Origin of the sequence: Taklimakanibacter albus (assembly GCF_016595235.1) — a bacterium.
Classification (GTDB): Bacteria; Pseudomonadota; Alphaproteobacteria; order Rhizobiales; family Aestuariivirgaceae; genus Taklimakanibacter; species Taklimakanibacter albus.
In genome coordinates, this window is record NZ_JAENHL010000007.1 from 1,597,404 (window position 1) to 1,618,846 (window position 21,443).

The following is a 21,443-nucleotide window of genomic DNA, read 5'->3' on the forward strand; positions in this document are numbered from 1 at the left end:
CGACGCATTCGATCTAACAATCCGAATAAAATCGATCAGTACGTTCTAAATTTTAGAACGATATCTACCGCCACTTGAAGCGCGGCTCCGGCAGGCCGGTGACGCCAGCCCTGACCGCGAACAGGCTACCGGCCTGCGGCTGGTTTTCGAGCCCGGCACTGGGGCGGATCGAGGTCACATAGATAATGTCGAGCCTGTCGCCGCCGAAAGCGAGCATGCTCGGCTTGGCGACCGGCAGCGCGATGCGGCGGTCGACGATACCCTCCGGCGTGAAGCGGACGATCTCCCAGCCGTCATTGCCGGCCATCCAGTAGCAGCCATCGGCATCGACGGCGCCGCCATCGGGGCGCCCCGGCATGCCCGATGTGTCGACGAAGACGCGCCGGTTGTGGATCTGGCCGTCATCGGGATCGAGATCCCAGGCCCAGATGGTACGCACCGCCTTGAAGCTGTCGGAATGATAAAGCGTGCGCCCGTTGGGGCTGAAGGCGAGCCCGTTGGCGACGAAAAGTCCGCCCGTCATGCGCGTGCAGCGCTGGTCGCCGTCGAATCGATAGAGCGAGCCTTTCGGTCCCGACGGATCGACCGGGTCCTCCATGCTGCCGACCCAGAAGCGGCCCTGACGGTCGCAGCGCCCGTCATTCACACGGTTATTCGGGAGATGCACTTCCGGCTGGACCAGCGGCGTCGTTTGTCCGGTCCGGAGATCGAAGCGCGCCAGGCCGGATTTGAGCGCTACCAGCACACTGCCATCGTCGGTCAGCGCGAAGGAGCCGATCGGCTCGGACAAGGCCCAGATCCGGTTGACGCCCGTCTCGGGCTCGAAACGGTTGAGACGTCCGGTATAGATGTCGATCCAGTAGAGGGCTTTCTCCTCGCCGCACCAGACCGGGCATTCGCCGAGCTCGGCCCTGATGTCGAGCACGCAGTCGACCTCGGGCTTGCGCGCGCCCGCCATCAGCCCTCGACCTCGCTTGCATAACGGATGCGCTGGGTCTTGCCGCGCAGGCGCGGGTCGGGCTTCGGGATCGCCGAGATCAGCGAGCGCGTATAGGCGTGGCTCGGCCGGTCGCATACCGTGTCGGTGTCGCCGATCTCGACGATGCGGCCGCGATGCATGACCGCCACCCGGTCGCACATATAGCGGATCACCCCGATGTCATGGCCGATGAAGATGAAGCTCATATCGAACTCGCGGCACAGGCCGAGCAGGAGATCGAGCATATGGGCGCGCAGCGAAACGTCAAGCGCCGAGGTGGCCTCGTCGGCGACGATGAGCTCGGGCCTGAGCGCGATGGTGCGGGCGATGCCGATGCGCTGGCGCTGGCCGCCGCTGAAGGCATGTGGATAACGCCACATGGCCTCGCGCGGCAGGCCGACACGCTCCAGAAGTCCCGCCACCTCGGTTTCGAGCGCACGCCTGTCGGTCATCCCGTGATTGAGCAAGGGCTCGGCAATCACCTGGAAAACGGTCATGCGCGGGTTGAGCGAGGAGAACGGATCCTGGAAGATCATCCGCATCTTGCGCCAATAAGGCTTGACCGCCGATTTCGGCAGCGCCGCGAGATCGACCGGCTCGGCGTCGCGCCCCTTGAAGACGATGCGCCCTGAACTTGGATCGAGGACGCGCAGGACGCAGCGCCCGAGCGTCGTCTTGCCGGAGCCGCTTTCGCCGACGATGCCCAGGACCTCGCCGCGCTTGAGCGTGAAGCTCACATCATCCAGCGCCTTGACCGGCGGCTCCTTCGGGGTGCGGCTGAAGAAGCGCCGCCGCGCCTCGAAATTCATCGAGACATTGGAGACTTCCAATATTGCATCGTCATTCGAGAGCTTAGGGGCCGGACCGGCGCGGTGCGAGCGCCGCTCGAGCGCCCTGACCGAGGCCAGAAGCCGCTGCGTATAAGGGTGTTTCGGCGCGAAGAAGATATCGTTCACCGGGCCGTGCTCGACCACTTCGCCCATATACATCACGGTCACATCGTCGGCGATCTCGGCGACGACACCCATATCATGAGTGATGAACATCAGCGCCATGCCGTGACGCTGCTGCAGGCCTTTCATCAGATCGAGGATCTCGGCCTGGGTGGTGACGTCGAGCGCCGTCGTCGGCTCATCGGCGATGACGAGCTTGGGCTCGCAGATCAGCGCCATCGCCGTCATCGCGCGCTGGCGCATGCCGCCCGAGAATTCGAACGGATAGGCGTCGATGCTGCGCTCGGGACGCGGGATCTTCACTTGCGCCAGGACCTCGATGGCGCGCTCACGCGCTTCCTTTTTGCCGATGCGCCGGTGCAGCTGGATGGTCTCCATGATCTGCTGGCCGATCGTATGCACCGGGCTCAGGCTCGACATCGGCTCCTGGAAGATCATGCTGATGTCGCGCCCGCGCACCGAACGGATCTGCCGTCCCTTGGGATCGAGCGCGGCAAGATCGATCACGTCGCGGCCGGTACCGGCGCCATGCAGCAGCACCTGCCCTTTCATGATGCGCCCGGGCTTCGGAACGATATTGAGGATCGAGCGCGCAGTGATGCTCTTGCCGCTGCCGCTTTCGCCGACGATGCAATGGGTCCGGCCACGCCTGAGCGTCAGGTTCAGACTTTCGACCGCCTTGATCACCTGTTTGCCGGTATCGAACCAGGTCGAGAGGTCCTTTACTTCGACGACCACATCATTTGCTTGGGGAGGCATCGGGGGAACGGACGTCATTGCCGGTAGGGATCCGCGGCATCGCGCAAGCCATCGCCGACGAAATTGAGGGCCAGCACGGCGATCACCACCGCAACGCCCGGTGCGAAAAGCCAGGGCGCGGTGACGATCGAGCGGATATTCTGCGCCTCTTGCAGCAGAACGCCCCAGCTCACGATCGGCGGCTGCAGGCCGAGGCCGAGAAAACTCAAGGCCGTCTCGGCCAGGATCATAGCCGGGATGGCAAGGCTGACCTCGGCGATGATGTGGCTGACGAAGGACGGCGCCATATGGCGGAAGATGATGCGTGGTTCGCTCGCCCCATCGAGACGCGCCGCGGTGACGAAGTCCTCCGTGCGCAGCGACAGGAAGCGGCCGCGGATGACGCGCGCCAGATTGGTCCAGCCGATGAGCGACAGGATCAGCGTGATGGCGAAATAGATGCGCAGAGGCGGCCAGTTGTTCGGCATCGCCGCGGCGAGGCCGAGCCACAAAGGCGTCGTCGGCAAGGACAGGATGAATTCGATGACGCGCTGGATGACATTGTCGATCATGCCGCCCTTGTAGCCCGATATGCCGCCGAGGATGATGCCGAGCACCAGGCTCAGCGCCACGCCGACCAGGCCGATCGACATCGAGATGCGGGTGCCGTAGGTGATACGGCTCAACATGTCGCGGCCGAGCCGGTCGGCGCCGAGCAGGAACATCGGATCGCCCTTCTTGACCGGCCCGAAGAGCTTGGTTTCGAGCGTGAAGAGCCCGCCCCACATCGGATAGGGATCGGATTTGACGAAGAGCCCGACCGGGTATTTCACAGTCTCGTCGACAGTGAAGACGCGGCGCAGCGCCGTCTGCTCGATCGTGACCTTGTAGCCGTTCACATAGGGACGGAACACCAGGCTGCCCGCCTCGTCACGGTCGAAGAAATGCAGCCGCTGCGGCGGCGCATAGGTATAACGCGGCGTGAAAGCGTTGGGCGAGAACGGTGCCAGGAACTCGCAGAATATGCCGACGATGGCGATGAACACGAGCACATAGGTGCTCGCCATGGCGAGGCGGTGGCGGCGGAACTGCCACCACATCAAGCGCCATTGCGATGCGGAATCGCGTTGCGGCGCCACCGCGGCGACGGCGGGCGTCTCGGCTTCGGGCACAGTGGCGGGACTAGTTGTCATAACGGATACGCGGATCGACGAAAGCGAGGAGGATATCGGACAACAGCGTGCCGATGAGGACGAGGACGCATTGGAACATGATGAGCGCGCCGCCCAGATACATGTCCTGCGTCTTGAGCGCCTGGATCAGGATCGGCCCCGAGGTCGGCAAGCTCAGCACACTCGACACGATGACGTCGCCCGAAACCAGCACCGGCAGCACCCATCCGACCGTCGAGATGAAGGGATTGAGCGCGACGCGGGTCGGGTAGCGCAGGATGAGGGTCGTCTCCGGCAGGCCCTTGGCGCGGCCGGTTTCGACATAGGGCTTGCCGAGCTCGTCGAGCAGGTTGGCGCGCATGATGCGCACCAGGGCTGCAATGCCGGCGACCCCCAGCACGACCACCGGGATCCACAGATGCTGCACGAGGTCGATGACTCTCGCAAAGCTCCAGGGCGCGTTGACGAAATCCGGCGAGAACAGCCCGCCGACCGAATAGCCGAGGAATTCGACCGAGAGATACATGACGACGAGGGCAAGCAGGAAGCTCGGCGTCGCCATGCCGAGGAAACTGAGGAAGGTGACGACATAATCGCCGATGCTGTATTGGCGCACGGCGGAGAAGATGCCGACCGGGAAGGCGACGAGCCACACGAAAGCGAGGGTGCAGAAGGCGACCAGCGTCGTCATGCCGAGCCGGTCCCAGATGATGTCGGAAACGGGCGAGCGGTATTCGAAGCTCATGCCGAGATCGCCCTTGAGCGCATTGCCGACCCAGGTGAAATACTGGACGACCATCGGTTGGTCGAGGCCATAGCGCAGGCGCAGCGCATCGAGCGTGGCGCTATCCGCCGGCGAGCCCGATGTTGCCAGGTCCGCCGCATAGCTGGTGACGAAGTCGCCCGGCGGCAATTGGATGATCACGAAAGCGACAACGGTCACCGCGAAGAACGATGGAAACATCCAGAGCAGGCGGCGGAGAATAAAACCGAGCATGACCAAACAATCTTGAAACGAGGGCACCGGCCGATGCGAAGCACCGGCCGGTGTCATTCTATGCCGATATCAGCGCGGCGGGTCGAAGTAATACTGCTCCGTATTGCTGGCCACCGGGCTCGGATAGGTCCAGGCGAACGGCCGCGGATAGACATTGTGCAGGTTGTTCTTGACCGCGGCGAACAGCGGGCCCGGCGAATTGATACCGATCGCATAGAACTCGTCCGCCGCGATATTGAGCAGCTGCTGCATCAGTTCGTTCTGCTTGGACACGTCCGCCGAGCGCAGGATCTCGCGATAGAGGTCCATCTGCTTCTTGGCCGCAGCCGAGGGCTCCTCGCCCGCTTTGCCGCCCGAGGCGTACCAATTGCCCCACGGCACCGCGAACAGGGTTTCGTTCCAGAACGGGAAGTAGAAGGTCGGCTCGAACAGCGCGTCACCCATGCCGCCGCTGCCGAGGAACACGGCCGCATCATGCTCATTGGCATCCTTGCGGTCGTAGAACAGCGTGCGGTCGACGGTCTGCACCTTCGCATCGACGCCGACCGCCTGCCAGTATTGGGCCGTGAGCTGGGTCGAGTCGAGGAAGTCGCCGAGCGCCGGGATAACCATGATGTTGAAGGTGATCCGCTTGCCGTCCGGTCCGAGACGGAAGCCCTCGCTGTCCTTCTTGGGGAAGGCCTTGTCGAGATGCTCGTTCGCCTTGGCGACGTCGTATTCCGTATATTGCTTGGCGAGCCGCTCATTGTAATAGGGTGACTCCTTGCGCGGCGCCGCCTGCCACGGTTCACCCTGCCCGACAAAGGCGGCATCGATGATCGCCTGCCGGTCGATGGCGTAGCTGAGGCCGATACGGAAGTCCTTGTTGTTGAAGATCTCATGCTTCACCGGATCCTTATGGGTCAGGTTGAAGGAGATGATCGTCGTGTTCATGTCGGCATTAGGCCCATCGGAGAGATGGATCTGCGCCTTCTCCGCCGCATCGGCAAATACCGCGCGGTTGGCGTTGGCGTTCACATGGCGATCCTGATAGTCGATCTCGCCATTCACCACCTTGAGCACCAGCGTCTGCTTGTCGGCATTCACCGAAACGCTCAGATCGTCGATATAGGGAAGCTGGTTGCCCTCCGGATCGACCTTGAAATAATAGGGATTGCGCTTGAGCGTCACGAGCGTGGCGCCGCCGATATAGGGGTCCTTGATGACCCAGGGCTCCATGGTCGGCCGGTCGGGATTCTGCCAGCGTTCATTGGCTTCGGTGTCGACGGCGCATTTCTTGATGAACAGCTCCGTCCAGTTGGCGACCCCGGCTTCCTTGATCAGCGCGTCCAGGCCGTCCTTGTTATAGGTCGGCTGGAACTGCGAGCAATAATGCTTCGCCATCATCGTCATCTGCACGCCATAGACGCTGGCGAGCTTCTGCGGGAACACGCCATAGGGCTCTTTGAACGTGATCTTGAAGGTCTTGTCGTCGATCTTCTCGAACTTGCCCGCCTCGCCGCCGCTCATCAGCCAGTCGACGCCATTCGCCAGCAATTCCTTGTTGCCGGCGATGTCATTGATGAAGAAGCCAATATCGTCGCTGGTGAAGGGCTTGCCGTCCGACCATTTCAGGCCGTCGCGCAGCCTGATCGTATATTCCTTGGCGTCGGCGCTGTTGGTGATTTCGGCCGCGAGATTGGGGATCACCTTGCCGCTCCATTCGCGGTCCCAGGCGAGCAGCGGTTCGTAGCCCGCCATGCGGAAGAGCCAGTTGCGGTCGGAGCCGCCGACCATGCCGGAGCGCCAGGTACCGCCATATTTGCCGACCTTCTCGACCGGCGTGACGACGCGCGGATCTTTCGGCAGTCTTTCGGCGACCGGCGGCAAGGTGCCGGCCTTTACGAGCTCGTCGAGCATCGGCGCCTGCTTGTATTCGACCGCCAAGGCCGCGGTCGTGCCGAGGCAGAGCGCGCCGAAGGCGGCAAGCAGGCCGCTTATTTTTGGTCGGGTTGTCCCGGAACTCCTCACTGGTAGTCCTCCCTGGTTATTTATTGTGGAATTCGACAGTGCGGCGGGTACGCTTACATGTCGGCGACTGACTGTCAAGAAATCATCAACTTGTCAGTCATCTTTTGAGAACCTGGCCGACTAACATATCACTCCCGGAAATTGGGCGTTTCTGCCACATTTTGTACATTTCCGGAGTGCCTTGCTGGAAAATCGTTGAATCTCGAAGGGACAAAGATGTAAGACAAGTTGGAGGAAACATCCGCAGGAACGGTGCGAAGACCAATGACCACCATCGATTTGACCGCCATCGAGGCCTTTGCACTCGACCGGACGGTGAAGGGCATGCCGGGCGATCTCTCGCCCATAGCGCTCAGAGATATCGGCAAACGCGGCTGGAATGTGCTGCGCGAAGACCTGCCCTTGCCGGCAGCGGTGATGCGCGAAAGCGCCATCGCACATAACAGCGCCTGGATGCGGCGTTATCTCGAGGCAACCGGCGCCGACATCGCGCCGCACGGCAAGACGACGATGAGCCCGCAGCTCTTCGCCCGCCAGGTGAAGGATGGCGCCTGGGCGATCACCATCGGATCGGTCGAGCAGCTGCAGGTGGCGCGGCAATTCGGATTCCAGCGCCTTCTCCTCGCCAACCAGCCGGTCGGCGCCAAGTCGCAGCGCTACATCGTCGAGGAGCTCAAGCGCCACAAGCAATTCGATTTCTATTGCTTCGTCGATTCGGTCGACCTCGTCCGCCAGCTCAGCGCCGTCGCGCGTGACGGCAAGCTCGATCGCCCCATCCAGGTGATCATCGAAGGCGGTTTTGCCGGCGGCCGCACCGGCTGCCGCACGCTCGAAGAAGCGCTCGCGGTGGCGCGCGCCGTCAAGGCCGCCACTCCCTATCTCTCCTTGCGCGGCGTCGGCGGCTATGAAGGCCTGCTGCGCCGGCCCGCGCCCGATGAATCGGCCAAGGTGGTCGACGGCTTTCTTACTTTCCTTCTCGACATCGCTCTGGGCTGCGACCGTGAGGATCTGTTCGGCGACGGCGAAATCATCCTGACCGCCGGCGGCACCGTCTTCTACGATCTGGTGACCCGGCATTTCGGTGCGGCGAAGATGTCGCGCCCGATCCGCGTCGTGCTGCGCTGCGGCTGCTACATCACCCATGATTCGGCGAGCTACGTGGCGCATTTCGAGCAGCTGCGGGCCCGCAATGGCTGGGTCGACGATCTGGGCCCCGGCCCCCAGGCGGCCCTCGAAGTCTGGGCCTATGTGCAATCGCGCCCGGAGCCCGGCAAGGCTCTTCTCACCGTCGGACGACGTGACATCTCCTTCGATTCGGCTATGCCGACACCGCTGAAATGGTTGCGCCCAGGCCCTGGCGTCACCGCCGCCGATCTGCGCCCGATCGGGCCCGATCACGTCGTGACCGGGCTCAACGACCAGCACTGCCACCTCAAGATCCCGGACACGAGCCCACTCGCCGTCGGCGACATGGTGGCCTTCGGCATCTCGCATCCCTGCACCACTTTCGACAAATGGCAGGTGATCTCCGTCGTCGACGATGACTACAATGTCGTCTCGGCCATCCGCACTTTCTTCTGATCAGATCTCAGCAACCAGGAAGCCTCACGATGAGCCCCGAACCCCTTTCCCCCGAAACCCGCAGCCTGCTGGCTGAGATCAGCACTGCCACGCTGACCTCGCAGTTGATGGCACGCGGCTTGCGCAACACCTTCATGCAGAAGGTGTACCGGCTGACCACTGGCGGCCCGTCCATGGTCGGTGAAGCCTTCACGCTGCGCTATATCCCGGCGCGCGAGGACATCGATGTGTCGGCCGTCTTCGAAGACCGCAACCATCCGCAGCGCAAGGCGGTCGAGACCATCCCTTCGGGCCATGTGCTGGTCATTGACTGCCGCCAGGATATCCGCGCCGCCGGCGCCGGAAGCATTCTCGTCACCCGCACGATGATGAAGGGCGCCGCGGGCGTCGTCACCGATGGCGGCTTGCGCGATTCGCCCACCATCGAAGCCTTGGATTATCCGGTCTATTGCGGCGGCCGCTCCGCCCCCACCAATCTGACGCGTCATCATGCGGTCGACATCAATGTGCCGATCGGCTGCGGCGATGTGCCGGTCTATCCGGGCGATATCATCGTCGGCGACCGCGAGGGCGTGGTGGTCATTCCACGCCATCTCGCCGACGAGGTGGCAAAACAGGGCAAAGAACAGACGCTGATGGAGGACTTCGTCACCGAACGTGTTCTCGCCGGGCAGTCGACCTTCGGTCTCTATCCGCCCAATGCCGAGACGCTGGCGCAGTTCGAGGCGTGGAAGAAGCAGCGCTGACAGAGTTCAACACTACCTCCGTCATCCCGGCGAAAGCCGGGACCCAATAAACGCCATCCACGCGACCATCGCTGCCCAGCTTGCGCTTATTCAATGGGCCCCGGCTTTCGCCGGGGTGACACTATTGAAAAATGACGGGGGCGCCTCACACCACGTGATCACCAAGCTTCGGGAAAGTCTCGTGGCCCCAGATCTGCCTTTCGCGGATGATCGCTTTCGGTCGCTCCGGATTGACGCTCTCGAATTCACGCGCGATCCGGTGACCGTCGAAGATTGCGTCCGCCAAGTAGCGCGGCGCCAGGCAATCGCCTGAGCGCACCACCGTTTCGAGGCCGGCGTCCTGCCAGCGCGGCTTGAGCGCCATCACGCCATCATAAAGCTCGGTCTTCGCTTCGCGCGACGTGCACAGGATCACGCTGTCGCAATCGAGGATTTCGACCGCATCGCCGAGCCGGCGCGGATAGACGCCAGTCTGGGGCGTGGTGGTGCGCCGCGAGCCGTCGCGATAGCGGTCATAAAGCACAACCTCGACGCCATTGCCCGCCTTATCGACCTTGTCGACCCAATGGCCGGTGCGCTCCTTGATGCCCTTCTCGCGCAGCATGCGGCGCAGATTGTAGCCTTCGAGCGTGAGCGCCGTCATCGGCGCGACGGTTTCGAGATGCGTCACCAGAGTCACCTGCTTGCCCTGGTCGGCAAGAACCTCGGCGATGCTGATGGCCATGAAATACCCGTCCGAATCGAGCACCACGACGCGCTCGCCGATCGCCTTGCCGGCGAAGAACTGCTCCGGCGTGACGAAATGATCGAGCGCCGCGTCGATGCCTGGAATTGTGTCGGGCCCGCTGGCGCCGAGCCCGTTGCCGGCCCAGCGGGCGCCCGTCGCCAGCACGACGCGCCGCGCGCCGTAATCAAGGATGTCTTCCGCCGTGACGAGGCCGGTGCCGCGCATCACCGTCACATTGGGCATGCGCGCGATCTGGCTCTCGCGATAGTCATAGACGCGGCCCCATTCGGCGAGACCGGGCAGCCGCACGACGTCGCGCAGATGGCCGCCGAGCTGTTCCTTCGCCTCGACGAGATGCACCTCATAGCCGCGCTTGCCCAGCACGCGGGCGCATTCGAGACCGGAAGGACCCGCGCCCACCACCAGCACCATTTCGGGATTGGGCGTGGGCTCGAAGCGCTCCGGATGCCAGCCGCGCCGATATTCCTCGAGCGCCGTCGGATTCTGCGTGCAGATGATCATGTTGTTGAGGTTGAAGCGCGAGACGCAGGCATTGCAGCCGATGCATTCGCAGATGTCCTCGACGCGACCTTCGTCGATCTTGCGCGGCAGCCAGGGATCGGCGATCGAGGGCCGCGCCGCGCCGATGATGTCGAGCTGGCCCGAGCGGATCACCCGCACCATTTCGTCGGGCTCGGTGAAGCGTCCGACTCCCACCACCGGCACCTTGGCGATGCGTTTGACTTCGGCGTTCCACGGCGACTGGTGGTTCGATTTGTAGAAGCGCGAGGGACCGGAATCCTCGCCCCACATATCCTCGCCCGAGCCGCCGATGATGATGTCCCACATGTCGACGAGGCCGAGCTTGGTGATGTACTCGACGAAAGCGAGGCCCTCATCGCGAAGCTCCAGCCCCCAAGGACCGGCGAGGTCGTCGATCGAGATACGCGTCGCCACCGCGCAGTCATCGCCCGCGACTTTCTTCAGCCGTTCCAGCGCCTCGACCCAGAAGCGGGCGCGATTTTCGAACGAGCCACCATATCCGTCGGTACGGCGGTTGAAATGGCGCGACAGAGCATGCACCGGGAAAACGCCGGCGGCACCGTGAATATAGAGAATGTCGAAGCCGGCATCCTTGGCGCGCCGTGCCGCATCCTCATACATCTGCATGATGCGGGCGATGTCTTCCTCGGTCGCGGCATAGGTATAGACCTTGGGTGTACCGCCGGACGGAAAGCGGTCGAAGGCGGCCGCCACATAGCGGCTCCACAGATTGTCCTTGACCCCACCGGCGCCGAGCTCGACGCCGGCGAGCGCCCCCCATTTATGGACCTCGTCCACCATGTGGCGATGGTTGATGACGTCGCCCTCGTCCCACATCGTCGTGTTGGTCGAGGTTGACTGGTTGACCTCGGGATGGATCGAGCAGGATTCGGTCGACAGCCCGCCCCAGCCGCCTTCCGCCTTGACGGCGCGATGGCCGGCATTCGAACCGGGGCGCGGATGACCGGCGCCGGTGCATTGCGGCACCTGGTAGAAGCGGTTCTTCATCACCTTGGGGCCGATGCGGATCGGCTCGAACAGGAGATCGTAGCGCGGGTCGCGCCGGCGCGGCGCCGTGCCGGTCGGGTGGGCTGCCGGTGCCTGGGTCATGGCGCGATTTCCACGATGGCTTCGACTTCGACGCCGACGCCACGCGGCAGAGTAGCGACACCGATGGCGCTGCGCGCATGCCGGCCGGCCTCGCCGAAGACTTCCATCAGCAGCTCCGAGGCGCCATTGGCGACACTCGAGGCATCGATGAAGGACGGCGCGGCATTGACGAAGACGGTGAGCTTCAGGAAGCGCTTCACCCGGTCGATGCGGCCGTCGAGCGCCTCTTCGAGCTGGACCAGGAGGTTGAGCGCACACAGCCGCGCCGCCTTGTAGCCGTCTTCATTGCTGAGCGTGTCGCCGAGACGGCCCTTGAACATGATCTCGTCGCCGCGCCGGGGGATCTGTCCCGACATGAAGACGAGATTGCCCATTGTCGCGGCCTGGAGAAAGAAGGCCGAACCCGGCTTCGCGACGGGCGGCAGTTCCGCACCGAGGGCGGCGAGGCGGTCTTTGAAATTCACGCTCATATTATGGAGTTCCTGTCCGGTGATAGAGGGTTCGTCGGCAGCCCGGCCCCTTATGCGAGGCCCGATCTTGCGTTACGGCGCAGTAATTGTAAACTTATCTGACATCTTTGGGCAAGCCATCCTTTGGGGGACTTGCACAAGATCGGGCGATGCTGCAAACACGGACGAGTTGCAACCGGCGCGAACAACGCGCGACAGAACGTAAAAAACGGGAGACAGGGATTTGGCTCGCAAATCCAGCGAAAGGCCGCGCAGTAAAGCGGACTGGCAGGTGCAGTCACCCAGCCGGCCATCGCGCCTTGCCGACCAGCTTTATGGCCAGATCCTCGACCGCATCGTTTCCGGCGCTCTGCCCGAAGGCGAAAAGCTGCCGTCGGAAAGCCAGCTCTGCGAGCTGTACAGCGTGTCGCGGCCGGTGGTGCGCGAAGCCCTGTCGCGCCTGCAGGCCGATCGCGTCGTCATTTCACGCCATGGCTCCGGCACCTTCGTGCAGCGCCGACCCAACCAGGCTTTCTCGCTCCTGGCGCCGATCGACGACATCGCCGGACTGATGCGCTGCATGGAGTTCCGCATCGGGCTCGAGGGCGAAGCGGCCTTTCTCGCCGCCACAAGGCGCACCGAGGCCGATCTCGACCGCATGAAGCGTGCTTTCGACGAGCTCGAGAAAGTCATTGCCCGGGGCGAGGTCGGCAGCGAGGCGGATCAGGCTTTCCATGTGGCGATCGGCGCCGCCGCCCAGAACCAGCTTTTCGTTCAGATGATGGAAGTGCTCTCCGAGCATACGTTGCGCGGCATGGAGCTCGCCCGCACCTTGTCGCTGCGCCAAAGCACGAGGCGCCTGCAGCTCGTCCAGCAGGAGCACAGCCGCATCCTCGCCGCGATCGCCGCCGAGGAGCCGGAAGAAGCCCGCAACGCCATGCGCACCCATATCGACAATGCGCGGCTGCGCGTCCTCAGCGACAGTATCGAGCCGTAACGGGCTAAGCAGCCTTTGCCAGCGCCGCGTCACGCATCTGCAACTCGCGCGCCACCGGAGCGACCCGTGCCCGTTCGGCGTCATCGAGATTGGACAGAAGCGGCAGGATCGGCCCCATATCGGCGATGCCGGCAAGCGTCACCCCGTCATGCAGCACGCGCGTCGGATTGATCCCGTCGCGCTCATTCTCGAAGGGCAGGAAGATCTCGCGCAGGCGCTGGGCCTCGTCATAGGCTTCCGCTTTGAGCGCCGCGAGCAGCGCGCTCGACAGCCGGGGCGCGATCGCCACCGACCCCGAGGTGAAGCCTCGAAGCCCGAATTGCCGCCAATGCTGGATCGCCGGCCGCTCGCCGATGCCGCTGATGATGCGCGACCGGTCGACCGCCGTGACGAGCTGGCTCAGATAGGGATCGCGGCTCGGATCATCGCGCACGATCGCATATTTGATGGCGCTGACCAGGCCCTTGTCACAGAGCCGCGCCACCGAAGCCACCGAGAGATAGCTCTCCGCTTTGAGATAGAGGATGACCGGCTTGCCCAACGCATCGGCGAAACGGCTGATACCGTCGGCGGTGCCGGCATCGGTCGCAAACCCGCTGGCCGGCAGGACCATCGCCGTCGGGAACGGCCGCTCGCGTAGATACCGCGCCTGATCCATGAGCTTGCCGAAATCGGGACCGGCCGAGGGAATGATCCAGCTCGAAGGCTGGGCGAGCTCGAGCAGCATGTCGAGCACGCGCGGATAGTCGCTCAAGCCCAGGTGATAGAAATTGGCGTTGCCGCCATACATCAGCGTCGAGACGCCGCCCGCTTCGAGATGGCGGATGAGCGCCGCATTGGCTTTGATGTTGAGGGTCAGGTCGGCGTTGCGGGCCAGCGGCGGTACCGCCACGACCGATTTTCCCGGATCGCTATGCACAGGCTTTTCCTCGTCGCAGAGATGATGGTTGCAAGAAGCGACCTCAGTCCTAGCCTCTCATCCGCGCATGAGTCAACCCAAGACATAAACTTGTCTTACGTCTTTTATGCAGAAATACCGAACAGGCGCGCCGCTGTCCCGCCCATGACCAGTTCCTTGTCGGCCGCGCCGAGGCCCGGGAAATCCGCGCCCCATTGAATGAGCTTTTCGTAACTGCATATATTCGCGGCCCCCGGATAGTCCGAGCCATACATGAGGCGCTCCGCCCCGAAACGGGCGAGAACCTCCCGATAGAAGGCGACGACATCGGGAAATGGATAGGCGGTCTTCGTATCTTCCGCGGTGCAGAGCAGCTTGAAATAGATATTGGGATGCCCCGCCAGAAGATCGAGATAGGGCGCCGCGTCGGTCCGCGCATGAATCTCCGGCCCCAGATAATCGACGATCAAAGGTAGCGAGCGATGCTGCGCCGCCAGCCGGGCGATCACCGGCGCCTGCTCGATATCCATCTGAAAGGCGACGGAAACCCCCATATGCTCAACAGTATCGAAGAGGCCTTGATAGTCGGGACCGGCGAGCTTCGTGACATCGCCGCGCAGGATCGTGTTGAGGCGCAAGCCGCCGCCAAGCCCTTTGGCGACGAGATCGAGGAAATCCTCCCGCGGTGTCGCCGAACGCAGATCGACGAGGCCGACGCCGATAAAGCGGTCGGGCGCCGTCTTGACGCTGTCGATCAGATAGCTGTGATCGCGGCCATAGACGCTGGGCTGCACCAGGATCGCCTTGTCGACCTCTGCGCGCGCCATATCGGCGAGCAGCCTTTCCACCGGGGCGGCATAGGTCGGCGGCGGCACATGGGCGAGCAGCGGCTGCCACGGATAGGCAATGGGATCGCTGGACCAGACATGCAGGTGGGAATCGACGATCATGGGGCCTCGGGGGACGATGCGATTTGTCACATCTTGAAGGATGGTGGCCAGCATATAAACTCGCCTGACAAGTTTGTCCAAGCCCAGATCACAAAAACCGGGATCTCTCCACCATGACCGACACCCGCCCGACCCTCTTCACCGGCGCCGCCGGGATTCTCGGCCGCTGGCTGAGGCCCCGGCTCGCTGAGAAATATGGGCGCCTACGCTCCTCCGATGTCGTCGAATTCGGCCCGGCGCTGCCCGGCGAGGAGATCGTCATCACCGATCTCGCCGATGCGGCGGCGGTGGACCGCATGGTGGAAGGCGTCGGACGGATCATCCATTTCGGCGGCATCTCTTATGAGTCGACCTTCGACCGCATCCTCCAGTCCAATATCGCCGGCACCTATAATGTCTTCGAGGCGGCGCGCCGGCATGATGCCGGTCCCATCGTCTATTCGAGTTCCAACCACGCCATCGGCTTCTACACCCGCGATGACCGCCTCGATGCCAGTGTCCCTCAGCGCCCGGACTCGCTCTATGGCGTGTCCAAGGCCTTCGGCGAGGACCTGGCGAGCTTCTTCGCCGACAAATACGGCATGGACATCGCCTGCCTGCGCATCGGCACGGCGAGGCCCGATCCGACCGACGTGCGCCAGCTCTCGACCTGGCAGAGCTATGAGGATCTCCTGCGCATGATCGAAGCCTGCTTCGACGCCCCGAAGCTCGGCTGCACCATTCTCTATGGCGTATCGAACAATGACCGGCGCTGGTGGAGCAATGAGCTCGCCCCCCATGTCGACTATCGCCCGCAGGACAATGCCGAGACCTTCGCCGCCAAACTGATCCCTGATGGCGATAAGCGTGATCTCAACGATCCGGCGGTCAAATATCAGGGCGGCGTTTTCGTCGCCGATGGTTACGCACCCAAACGGCGCTAGGCCTTATTTTCCTTGGCAGCTTCGCGGCGCAGTTCGGCGCGTCGCGATCTCTCGCTCAGCGGTGCGCCCAGTATTGTGCCTGGCGGTATCGAGTTGATGAGGTCGTTCACTTGCTCGTAAGAGAGGAAAAGCGAGGTTGCGCTCGTCCGTTTCTTACTCGAAGCAGCCTCCCAAGGAGTGACTTTGCGGCCTTGGATACGCTCTGTCGACGTCACGATGAATCCTGCCGGCTCATCGCAGGCTTGCACTCGGACGATCGGCCGGCGTTTTGCGGGATCTGGCCATAATTGCCGGAAACCATCGTACAATACACCACAGTATTCGCCGCTGAAACACTCGGAGAGTGGCATTGGCTCGGCGCTCATCCTGGTTGTGATGAGCCCGTGATTATCCGCGGCAATGACGAGCACATCACGATAGATCGCGATGTCTCGCGCGCCTTTCAGCGGTGGAAAACTAAAACGGTGTCGCCATACAAAGTGCCCTTCTACGGTACCGGCGTGCCCCAGTTCCTGAGATGTCGAGCCACATAGGATCCGGGCATACTTTCCGACCAGCCCGTGAAAGACCAGACCCGAAAGAGTAGCGAATTTGCCGTCGCAATAGGCTGCCGCCTCTATGGTGTGGGAAGAGTACTGGGGTAACTCGATGCTGGATAACTCACTCGCGCCACCAGGCGTCAGTTCATAACGCAGCCATTCCAGGTCATCGATGGCGATCAAGGTTTCATGTTGGATGGCCAGCGCGTGGATGTTCTTGTCGCAAGGCAGCGATGTCCATGTCGTTCCGGCCTCCCACTCTGAGGTTGCCAGCAGCGTCTTCCCGCCAGCCGCGACGAAGAGCCAGTTCCGCCAGACCGCCAGGTCGAAAGGCTGCGAACGCGGCGGAAGCGGAATCGACCAGCGCTTCCCACTCTGCGGCTCATAGAAATGAACAGCTGGATCAGCGCGGCTGACGAAGACAAAGGAGCGTCCGTTCCGGATCCATTTCGTGACGGGCGGCGCCTGCAAATCTTCATCCGGCTCATAACTATCGCCGGCCAGTTTGAAACCAAAAGTTGAATTTCCATGAGGCGCGAGAAATGCCGTTTCTTCCATGATACGATCGCCGTTGAGATGTTGAACAATTTATTCTCAAGGCGATTCCCGAAGATTGCAATCCGTCACTCAATTTAAAATAGCAGTCCAGAAAAATAAAGTTGCGGCCCCGCATCCGGCTTTACGTCAGACCTTCGGCCTGTTGCCGGAAGCGCGCGATGAGCCATGATCCGGCCGGTCCGGGCGGCGCATCGGCGCGATAGATCGCATCGAACCGGTAGGCGCCACCCGTCATGTCGGGCAGATCGAGGCGGACGAGACGCCCGGAAGCGAGGTCTTCCTCGATCATCGGGAGCGGCATGTTTCCCCAGCCGATGCCTTCCCGGAGCAGCATGTGCTTGGAGCCGAGATCGGCGAGCTTCCAGGTCCTGGGGCTGAGCACCGCGAAATTGAGCCCCTGGGTCAAAGGCGAGCGGTCGGTGAGGACGAGTTGCGTGTGCTGGCGCGCCTCGCCGGGATCGATCGCCCCGCTCCGGGCCAGCGGATGATCGGGCGCCGCCACGGGAATGAGCGTGACCGATCCGACGCCCATCCGCTCGACGCCGGCCACGCCGGCATCCCCCGGCAGCGGCCCGCTGACCCCGATCGCCGCCACCCGGTCGAGCACCAGCTGGCTGACGGCGCCGAGCGCTTCCATATGGAGGGAAAGCGCCACCGTCGGGAATTCCTCCCGAAACGCCTTCAGGGCGTCGACGATGCGCGCCGCCGGCAGCATGACATCGAGCGCCAGATGGATCTCCGCCTCGAGACCGTGCAAAAGTCCTTTGACCTTGGCGCGCAGCCCGTCGATGCCGTTCCACACACCGCGCGCCTCCGACAATACGGCACGGCCGGCTTCCGTCAGCTGCGGCTTGCGGGTCGTTTCACGGTCGAACAGCGACACGCCGAGCTGCGCTTCGAGATTGGCGATGGAATAGCTGATCACCGATGTGGCCCGGCCGAGCTTGCGCGACGCGGCGGCAAAACTTCCGAGGTCGACCACGGTGAGAAAAACCCGCAGCTGATCAAGCGTCGGCGTGCCGGGATCAGAGCTCATTTCTATTTCCTCGAACGTTTTGCTGCACTTTATACAGCTTTTCGTCCTAGTCCACCCGGCCTAGCTATTGGATCACCATCAACTTTCTGATCCAGGAGAACGACATGACCTACTCGATCATCGGCTCAGGCCGCATCGGCGCGGCCGTTGCCCGGCAATTTGCCCGCGCCGGTCTTGATATCCTCATCGCCAACAAACGCGGCGCCGAGTCGCTCGCCGATCTCGTGCGTGAGCTCAGGCCCCATGTAAAACCGGCGCCGCTTGCCGAGGTCCTTGCCGCCGACATCGTCTTCCTGGCTGTTCCCTATGATGCCATAGGCACAGTCACTTCGGGTGTTGCGGACTGGAAGGGGAGGATCGTCATCGACGCAACCAATGCGATCGACTACCCCGCTTTCACGCCGCGCGATCTTGGCGGGCGGCCGTCGAGCGATATCGTTGCGGCCGCATTGAAAGGTGCTCGCGTCGTGAAGGCCTTCAATACGCTGCCCGCCGCCATTCTGGCGCAGGATCCAATCGAAGGCCCAGGCCGGCGCGTGCTTTTCGTCTCCGGCGACGATGCGGCCGCCAATGCAGAAGTGGCGGGCTTGATCGAAAAGCTCGGATTCGCGCCGATCCTGCTCGGCAAGCTCGCCGAAGGGGGCCGCCTCCAGCAGTTCGGCGCACCGCTGGTGGCGCAAAACTTCATCAAGGCTGGCTAGCGCCGAGGTAAAGCGCCTAGCTGCTGCAGAAGCGAATAGAGATTGGCGACACCCCAGTGCTCGCTGATCTTGCCGTTTCTGACGCGCATAGCGTCGACGGTTTCGAACTGGATCTTCCGGCCAGTCGGGGCGATGGCGAGGAACGTTCCCGTATGGGTGCCGTGATAGGTCTTGAAGGTCGTGACCAGATCGCCCTCCGCCGCCTGCCAATGGATGACGGCATGAAAATCCGGGAAGGCTTCGCGTAAGCTCCGATAGAGGCCGCGCACGCCCTCCTTGTCCGGCACCATATTGGGCTGCGGGGTATGATCGACGAAATCATCGGCGAAGAGCTGGTCGAAAAGGACGAAATCGCCCTTGCCCTGCACCTCCTCGGTATTGCGGCGGACGATCGCCTTGGCTTCTTCGCTGCTTGTCATGATCAGACTCCGCTACCCGGGCGACTATTCAACAGCTGCAGCTCCCAGGCAAGGTTGGTCGCACTGGCGCCGCCATGATCGAGCAGGGCTTCGGAGACTTTGCGTGCCGTGTCCTCGCGCGCCCAGTCGCGCTGCAGCTCTGACGCGAAGACCATCCAGGTCAGCGGCACCGCACCGGCCTGGATCATGCGCTGGATGCCCATTTCATGGGCTTCCGTGCTGACGCCGCCCGAGGCATCGGTCACGAAATAGACGTCGTAGCCGTCACCCAGAGCATGGATGACCGGAAAGGCCAGGCAGATCTCCGTCCACAAAGCCGCCATCACGATCTTCTTGCGACCGGTCTTCTTCACCCAGTCGACGCAGCGCGGATCTTCCCAGGTGTTGATCGTGGTCCGGTCGATCGGCGTCTGCTCCGGAAAAACATCGGTCAATTGCCGGATGATATAGCCGCCGCGATCCTGCACCACGCTGGTCAGCAATGTCGGCACGTTGAATATCTTCGCCGACTTGGCCAAAGCGACGACATTGTTGATCATCAGGGCGGCGTCGATGTTCTTGACGGCGCTGACCTGAAAAGGCTGATGATCGATCAGCATCAGAACGCAATTGTCGGGCGTCAACATGGCGTCGAGGCCGATCCTGGTCGATGGCGAAGTCTTCACGCGGCTATTTTCCCATACTCGTCTGTGGATATGAACGACCTGCCTACCATGTCGGGTAATCCGCAACAGTCCGATATGATCGAAGCTAATGTTCGACAGGATCGGCAAGCTGTCATCGCCTGGCGAATTCCTCGCCGGCGATGACCATCGCATCCTGCACCGCGGGATAGCCGACATAAGGGAGCAGATTGAGCAAGACCTCGATGATCTCCGCGCGACTGGCGCCGACATTCAGCGCCGCGTTGATATGGACTCGCAAGGGCGTTTCGGCGTTCTTGGTCGCTTTCGCCGCCAGGGCGGCGCAGGCGGAGAGTTCGCGTGTCTTGGCGTCGATGCCCGGGCGATGGAAAATGTCGCCATATGAATGATCGACGATCATCGCGCCGATCTCGGGGGCGATGTCGTCGAAGCTGTTGACGACAGCCTCGCCAACCGCGCCGGATGTCTTTGCCAGGGCCTCCAGGCCGCGCCGCCGGCGCAACGTATCAGCCTCCGGGTGAAGCCCGTCGAGCGACAGCTCCTTGTCCTCGAATGACTCTCCACTCGCCGGAGTGAGCGCGGCGCCGAGCGCGGCGAAGGCGTTGAGGGCAGTCGGGAATCCGGCATAGACGCAAAGCTGCATCATCGCCTCGGTGGCGTGCGTTGCCGTCGCGCCATTCGCCAGCGCGGCGCGCAGATGCCTTGCAAGCGCATCGGTCCGGTTGCCGGCCGCAGCCAGCATGCTGGCGATGGCCAGGTGTTTGGTTGCGGCGTCCATGCCTCGTCTCGACGCCACGTCGCCATAAAAGAACTCCACCGTCCAGCGCGCCAGTTCGGGTGAGATGCTCCGCAGGTGGCTGAGATGCCGCACGGCATCACCCCCCAGCTCGGCTTGAATGAAACGGAGTCCGCGGGCAAAGCGGTCAGGCTCGGATCCGGCCGGCTCGGCTGCATCGATCTTGATACCGCGCTCGGCAAAAATCTCCCGCACGATACCGATGGAGTTGATCGCCACCGGAAATCCCAGTGTCGCCGTCGCGAGCATCAGGAGCTCCACCAGATCGCCCGGCGTTCCGCCGGCATTGAGCAGGCCATCCATATGGAAACGCAGTTGCGGCTGGGCCGATCCGAGCGCCATCACCGCGCTCACGGTACAGATCTGCCGCGTCCGAAGATCGAGGCCGGGACGCGAGAGAATGTCGCCATAGGGAAAGGTGACGGTGAAACCCGCCATGTCCGGCGATATCCGGGCAAGGCGGCTGATCGGCCCATCGAAATCGGCGCCACCGATCTTACGCAGGACATCCAGCCCGCGTGTATAGCGTTCATTTTCGGTCATGATCTCATTCCCTGAAGCTTCGCGGCCTGCCGCGATCGTGCCTGCAGCCAGCAGCATCGTGCGTCGTCGGTCGAGCGTCCTCATGTCAGCGCTCCCGATAGAAGATCATGCCGCCATGATGAAGGACGTCGTTCTCCACGAAGGTGCCGTCGGCGGTGAAGCCGGCATCGTCCCAATAGTCGATGTGATTGCCGCGCACTTCATAGCGGCCCTGATAGGCGCTCTTGCGCGTGCCGCGCGCCTCGTCATAGCGGCCATTGGGCAGAAGCTCCTGGCGGATATGGCCGTCGGCGGTGACCCACATGCCGATATAGGGGTGCTGTGTCATGATATCCTCCTTCTGTGTAGTGGGTTGAACGGCGCTGGCGGGCGCCGGCATCAGCAAGGCCATCGCCGTCAGCAGACACGCTGCCATGAGAAATTTGTGCCGTGTC

The 21,443-nt window shown here is 62.8% G+C and carries 20 protein-coding genes; 5 read left to right on the top strand and 15 right to left on the bottom strand.

Going from position 1 to position 21,443, the window contains the following annotated elements; all coding sequences use genetic code 11:
* Positions 1 to 64: 64 nt before the first annotated feature.
* The 5 genes from JHL16_RS19125 to JHL16_RS19145 form a co-directional block, all read right to left on the bottom strand.
* Positions 65 to 958 carry an SMP-30/gluconolactonase/LRE family protein gene (locus JHL16_RS19125; protein ID WP_200186446.1) on the bottom strand — a complete coding sequence of 298 codons (894 nt, stop codon included), beginning with the start codon at positions 956 to 958 and terminating at the stop codon, positions 65 to 67.
* On the bottom strand, positions 958 to 2,709 hold the full coding sequence (locus JHL16_RS19130) for an ABC transporter ATP-binding protein (protein WP_200186447.1): 1,752 nt from the start codon (positions 2,707 to 2,709) through the stop codon (positions 958 to 960). The genes JHL16_RS19125 and JHL16_RS19130 overlap by 1 nt, the downstream gene beginning before the upstream one ends.
* Positions 2,706 to 3,863, bottom strand: a complete 1,158-nt coding sequence (locus tag JHL16_RS19135) for an ABC transporter permease (RefSeq protein ID WP_200186448.1) — start codon at positions 3,861 to 3,863, stop codon at positions 2,706 to 2,708. Before JHL16_RS19135 ends, JHL16_RS19130 begins: the two co-directional genes overlap by 4 nt.
* Positions 3,853 to 4,839, bottom strand: coding sequence for an ABC transporter permease (locus tag JHL16_RS19140; RefSeq protein ID WP_137858448.1), 987 nt, complete (start codon positions 4,837 to 4,839; stop codon positions 3,853 to 3,855). Before JHL16_RS19140 ends, JHL16_RS19135 begins: the two co-directional genes overlap by 11 nt.
* Before the next feature lie 69 nt (positions 4,840 to 4,908).
* A complete protein-coding gene (locus JHL16_RS19145) occupies positions 4,909 to 6,849 on the bottom strand; it encodes an ABC transporter substrate-binding protein (protein ID WP_200186449.1) in 1,941 nt (646 codons plus the stop codon).
* 264 nt (positions 6,850 to 7,113) lie between these two features.
* Between JHL16_RS19145 and JHL16_RS19150 the strand changes: the two genes are divergently transcribed.
* Together JHL16_RS19150 and JHL16_RS19155 are read left to right on the top strand one after the other, a co-directional pair.
* On the top strand, positions 7,114 to 8,430 hold the full coding sequence (locus JHL16_RS19150; RefSeq protein ID WP_200186450.1) for an amino acid deaminase: 1,317 nt from the start codon (positions 7,114 to 7,116) through the stop codon (positions 8,428 to 8,430).
* Positions 8,431 to 8,459: 29 nt separating this feature from the next.
* Complete coding sequence (locus JHL16_RS19155) at positions 8,460 to 9,176, top strand: ribonuclease activity regulator RraA (RefSeq protein WP_200186451.1); 717 nt, start codon at positions 8,460 to 8,462, stop codon at positions 9,174 to 9,176.
* A 145-nt stretch (positions 9,177 to 9,321) separates the two neighbouring features.
* Here JHL16_RS19155 and JHL16_RS19160 read toward each other — a convergent pair whose 3' ends face one another.
* Together JHL16_RS19160 and JHL16_RS19165 are read right to left on the bottom strand one after the other, a co-directional pair.
* A complete protein-coding gene (locus tag JHL16_RS19160; RefSeq protein WP_200186452.1) occupies positions 9,322 to 11,556 on the bottom strand; it encodes an oxidoreductase in 2,235 nt (744 codons plus the stop codon).
* Positions 11,553 to 12,026 (bottom strand): RidA family protein, encoded by a 474-nt coding sequence (locus JHL16_RS19165; RefSeq protein ID WP_137858453.1) that lies wholly within the window; start codon positions 12,024 to 12,026, stop codon positions 11,553 to 11,555. Before JHL16_RS19165 ends, JHL16_RS19160 begins: the two co-directional genes overlap by 4 nt.
* Before the next feature lie 223 nt (positions 12,027 to 12,249).
* Here JHL16_RS19165 and JHL16_RS19170 point away from each other — a divergent pair, with 223 nt between their 5' ends.
* Complete coding sequence (locus JHL16_RS19170; RefSeq protein ID WP_200186453.1) at positions 12,250 to 13,002, top strand: FadR/GntR family transcriptional regulator; 753 nt, start codon at positions 12,250 to 12,252, stop codon at positions 13,000 to 13,002.
* A 4-nt stretch (positions 13,003 to 13,006) separates the two neighbouring features.
* On the opposite strand, the gene JHL16_RS19175 is transcribed toward JHL16_RS19170, so the two are convergent.
* Positions 13,007 to 13,921, bottom strand: a complete 915-nt coding sequence (locus tag JHL16_RS19175) for a beta/alpha barrel domain-containing protein (protein WP_200186454.1) — start codon at positions 13,919 to 13,921, stop codon at positions 13,007 to 13,009.
* A gap of 104 nt (positions 13,922 to 14,025) precedes the next feature.
* A complete protein-coding gene (locus JHL16_RS19180; RefSeq protein ID WP_200186455.1) occupies positions 14,026 to 14,850 on the bottom strand; it encodes an amidohydrolase family protein in 825 nt (274 codons plus the stop codon).
* A gap of 113 nt (positions 14,851 to 14,963) precedes the next feature.
* Here JHL16_RS19180 and JHL16_RS19185 point away from each other — a divergent pair, with 113 nt between their 5' ends.
* Positions 14,964 to 15,773 carry an NAD-dependent epimerase/dehydratase family protein gene (locus JHL16_RS19185; RefSeq protein WP_200186456.1) on the top strand — a complete coding sequence of 270 codons (810 nt, stop codon included), beginning with the start codon at positions 14,964 to 14,966 and terminating at the stop codon, positions 15,771 to 15,773.
* Here the strand turns inward: JHL16_RS19185 and JHL16_RS19190 are convergent.
* Together JHL16_RS19190 and JHL16_RS19195 are read right to left on the bottom strand one after the other, a co-directional pair.
* Positions 15,770 to 16,870, bottom strand: a complete 1,101-nt coding sequence (locus JHL16_RS19190) for a hypothetical protein (RefSeq protein ID WP_200186457.1) — start codon at positions 16,868 to 16,870, stop codon at positions 15,770 to 15,772. The two genes, JHL16_RS19185 and JHL16_RS19190, sit on opposite strands and share 4 nt — an antisense overlap.
* Before the next feature lie 121 nt (positions 16,871 to 16,991).
* A complete protein-coding gene (locus JHL16_RS19195) occupies positions 16,992 to 17,906 on the bottom strand; it encodes a LysR family transcriptional regulator (protein WP_200186458.1) in 915 nt (304 codons plus the stop codon).
* Between the two features lie 89 nt (positions 17,907 to 17,995).
* On the opposite strand from JHL16_RS19195, the gene JHL16_RS19200 reads away from it, so the two are divergent.
* Positions 17,996 to 18,607, top strand: a complete 612-nt coding sequence (locus JHL16_RS19200) for an NADPH-dependent F420 reductase (protein ID WP_420884562.1) — start codon at positions 17,996 to 17,998, stop codon at positions 18,605 to 18,607.
* On the opposite strand, the gene JHL16_RS19205 is transcribed toward JHL16_RS19200, so the two are convergent.
* The 4 genes from JHL16_RS19205 to JHL16_RS19220 all read right to left on the bottom strand — a co-directional run bounded on the left by JHL16_RS19205 (position 18,604) and on the right by JHL16_RS19220 (position 21,388).
* Entirely contained in the window at positions 18,604 to 19,026 is a 423-nt protein-coding gene (locus tag JHL16_RS19205; RefSeq protein ID WP_200186460.1) for an ester cyclase, read from the bottom strand. The genes JHL16_RS19200 and JHL16_RS19205 overlap by 4 nt on opposite strands.
* Before the next feature lie 2 nt (positions 19,027 to 19,028).
* Positions 19,029 to 19,652, bottom strand: coding sequence for a hydrolase (locus JHL16_RS19210; protein WP_200187188.1), 624 nt, complete (start codon positions 19,650 to 19,652; stop codon positions 19,029 to 19,031).
* A 151-nt stretch (positions 19,653 to 19,803) separates the two neighbouring features.
* Entirely contained in the window at positions 19,804 to 21,093 is a 1,290-nt protein-coding gene (locus JHL16_RS19215) for a carboxymuconolactone decarboxylase family protein (protein ID WP_200186461.1), read from the bottom strand.
* Between the two features lies 1 nt (position 21,094).
* The gene (locus JHL16_RS19220; protein ID WP_246771085.1) at positions 21,095 to 21,388 is read right to left on the bottom strand and encodes an Atu4866 domain-containing protein; all 294 of its coding nucleotides are present in this window, start codon (positions 21,386 to 21,388) and stop codon (positions 21,095 to 21,097) included.
* Positions 21,389 to 21,443: the final 55 nt, after the last annotated feature.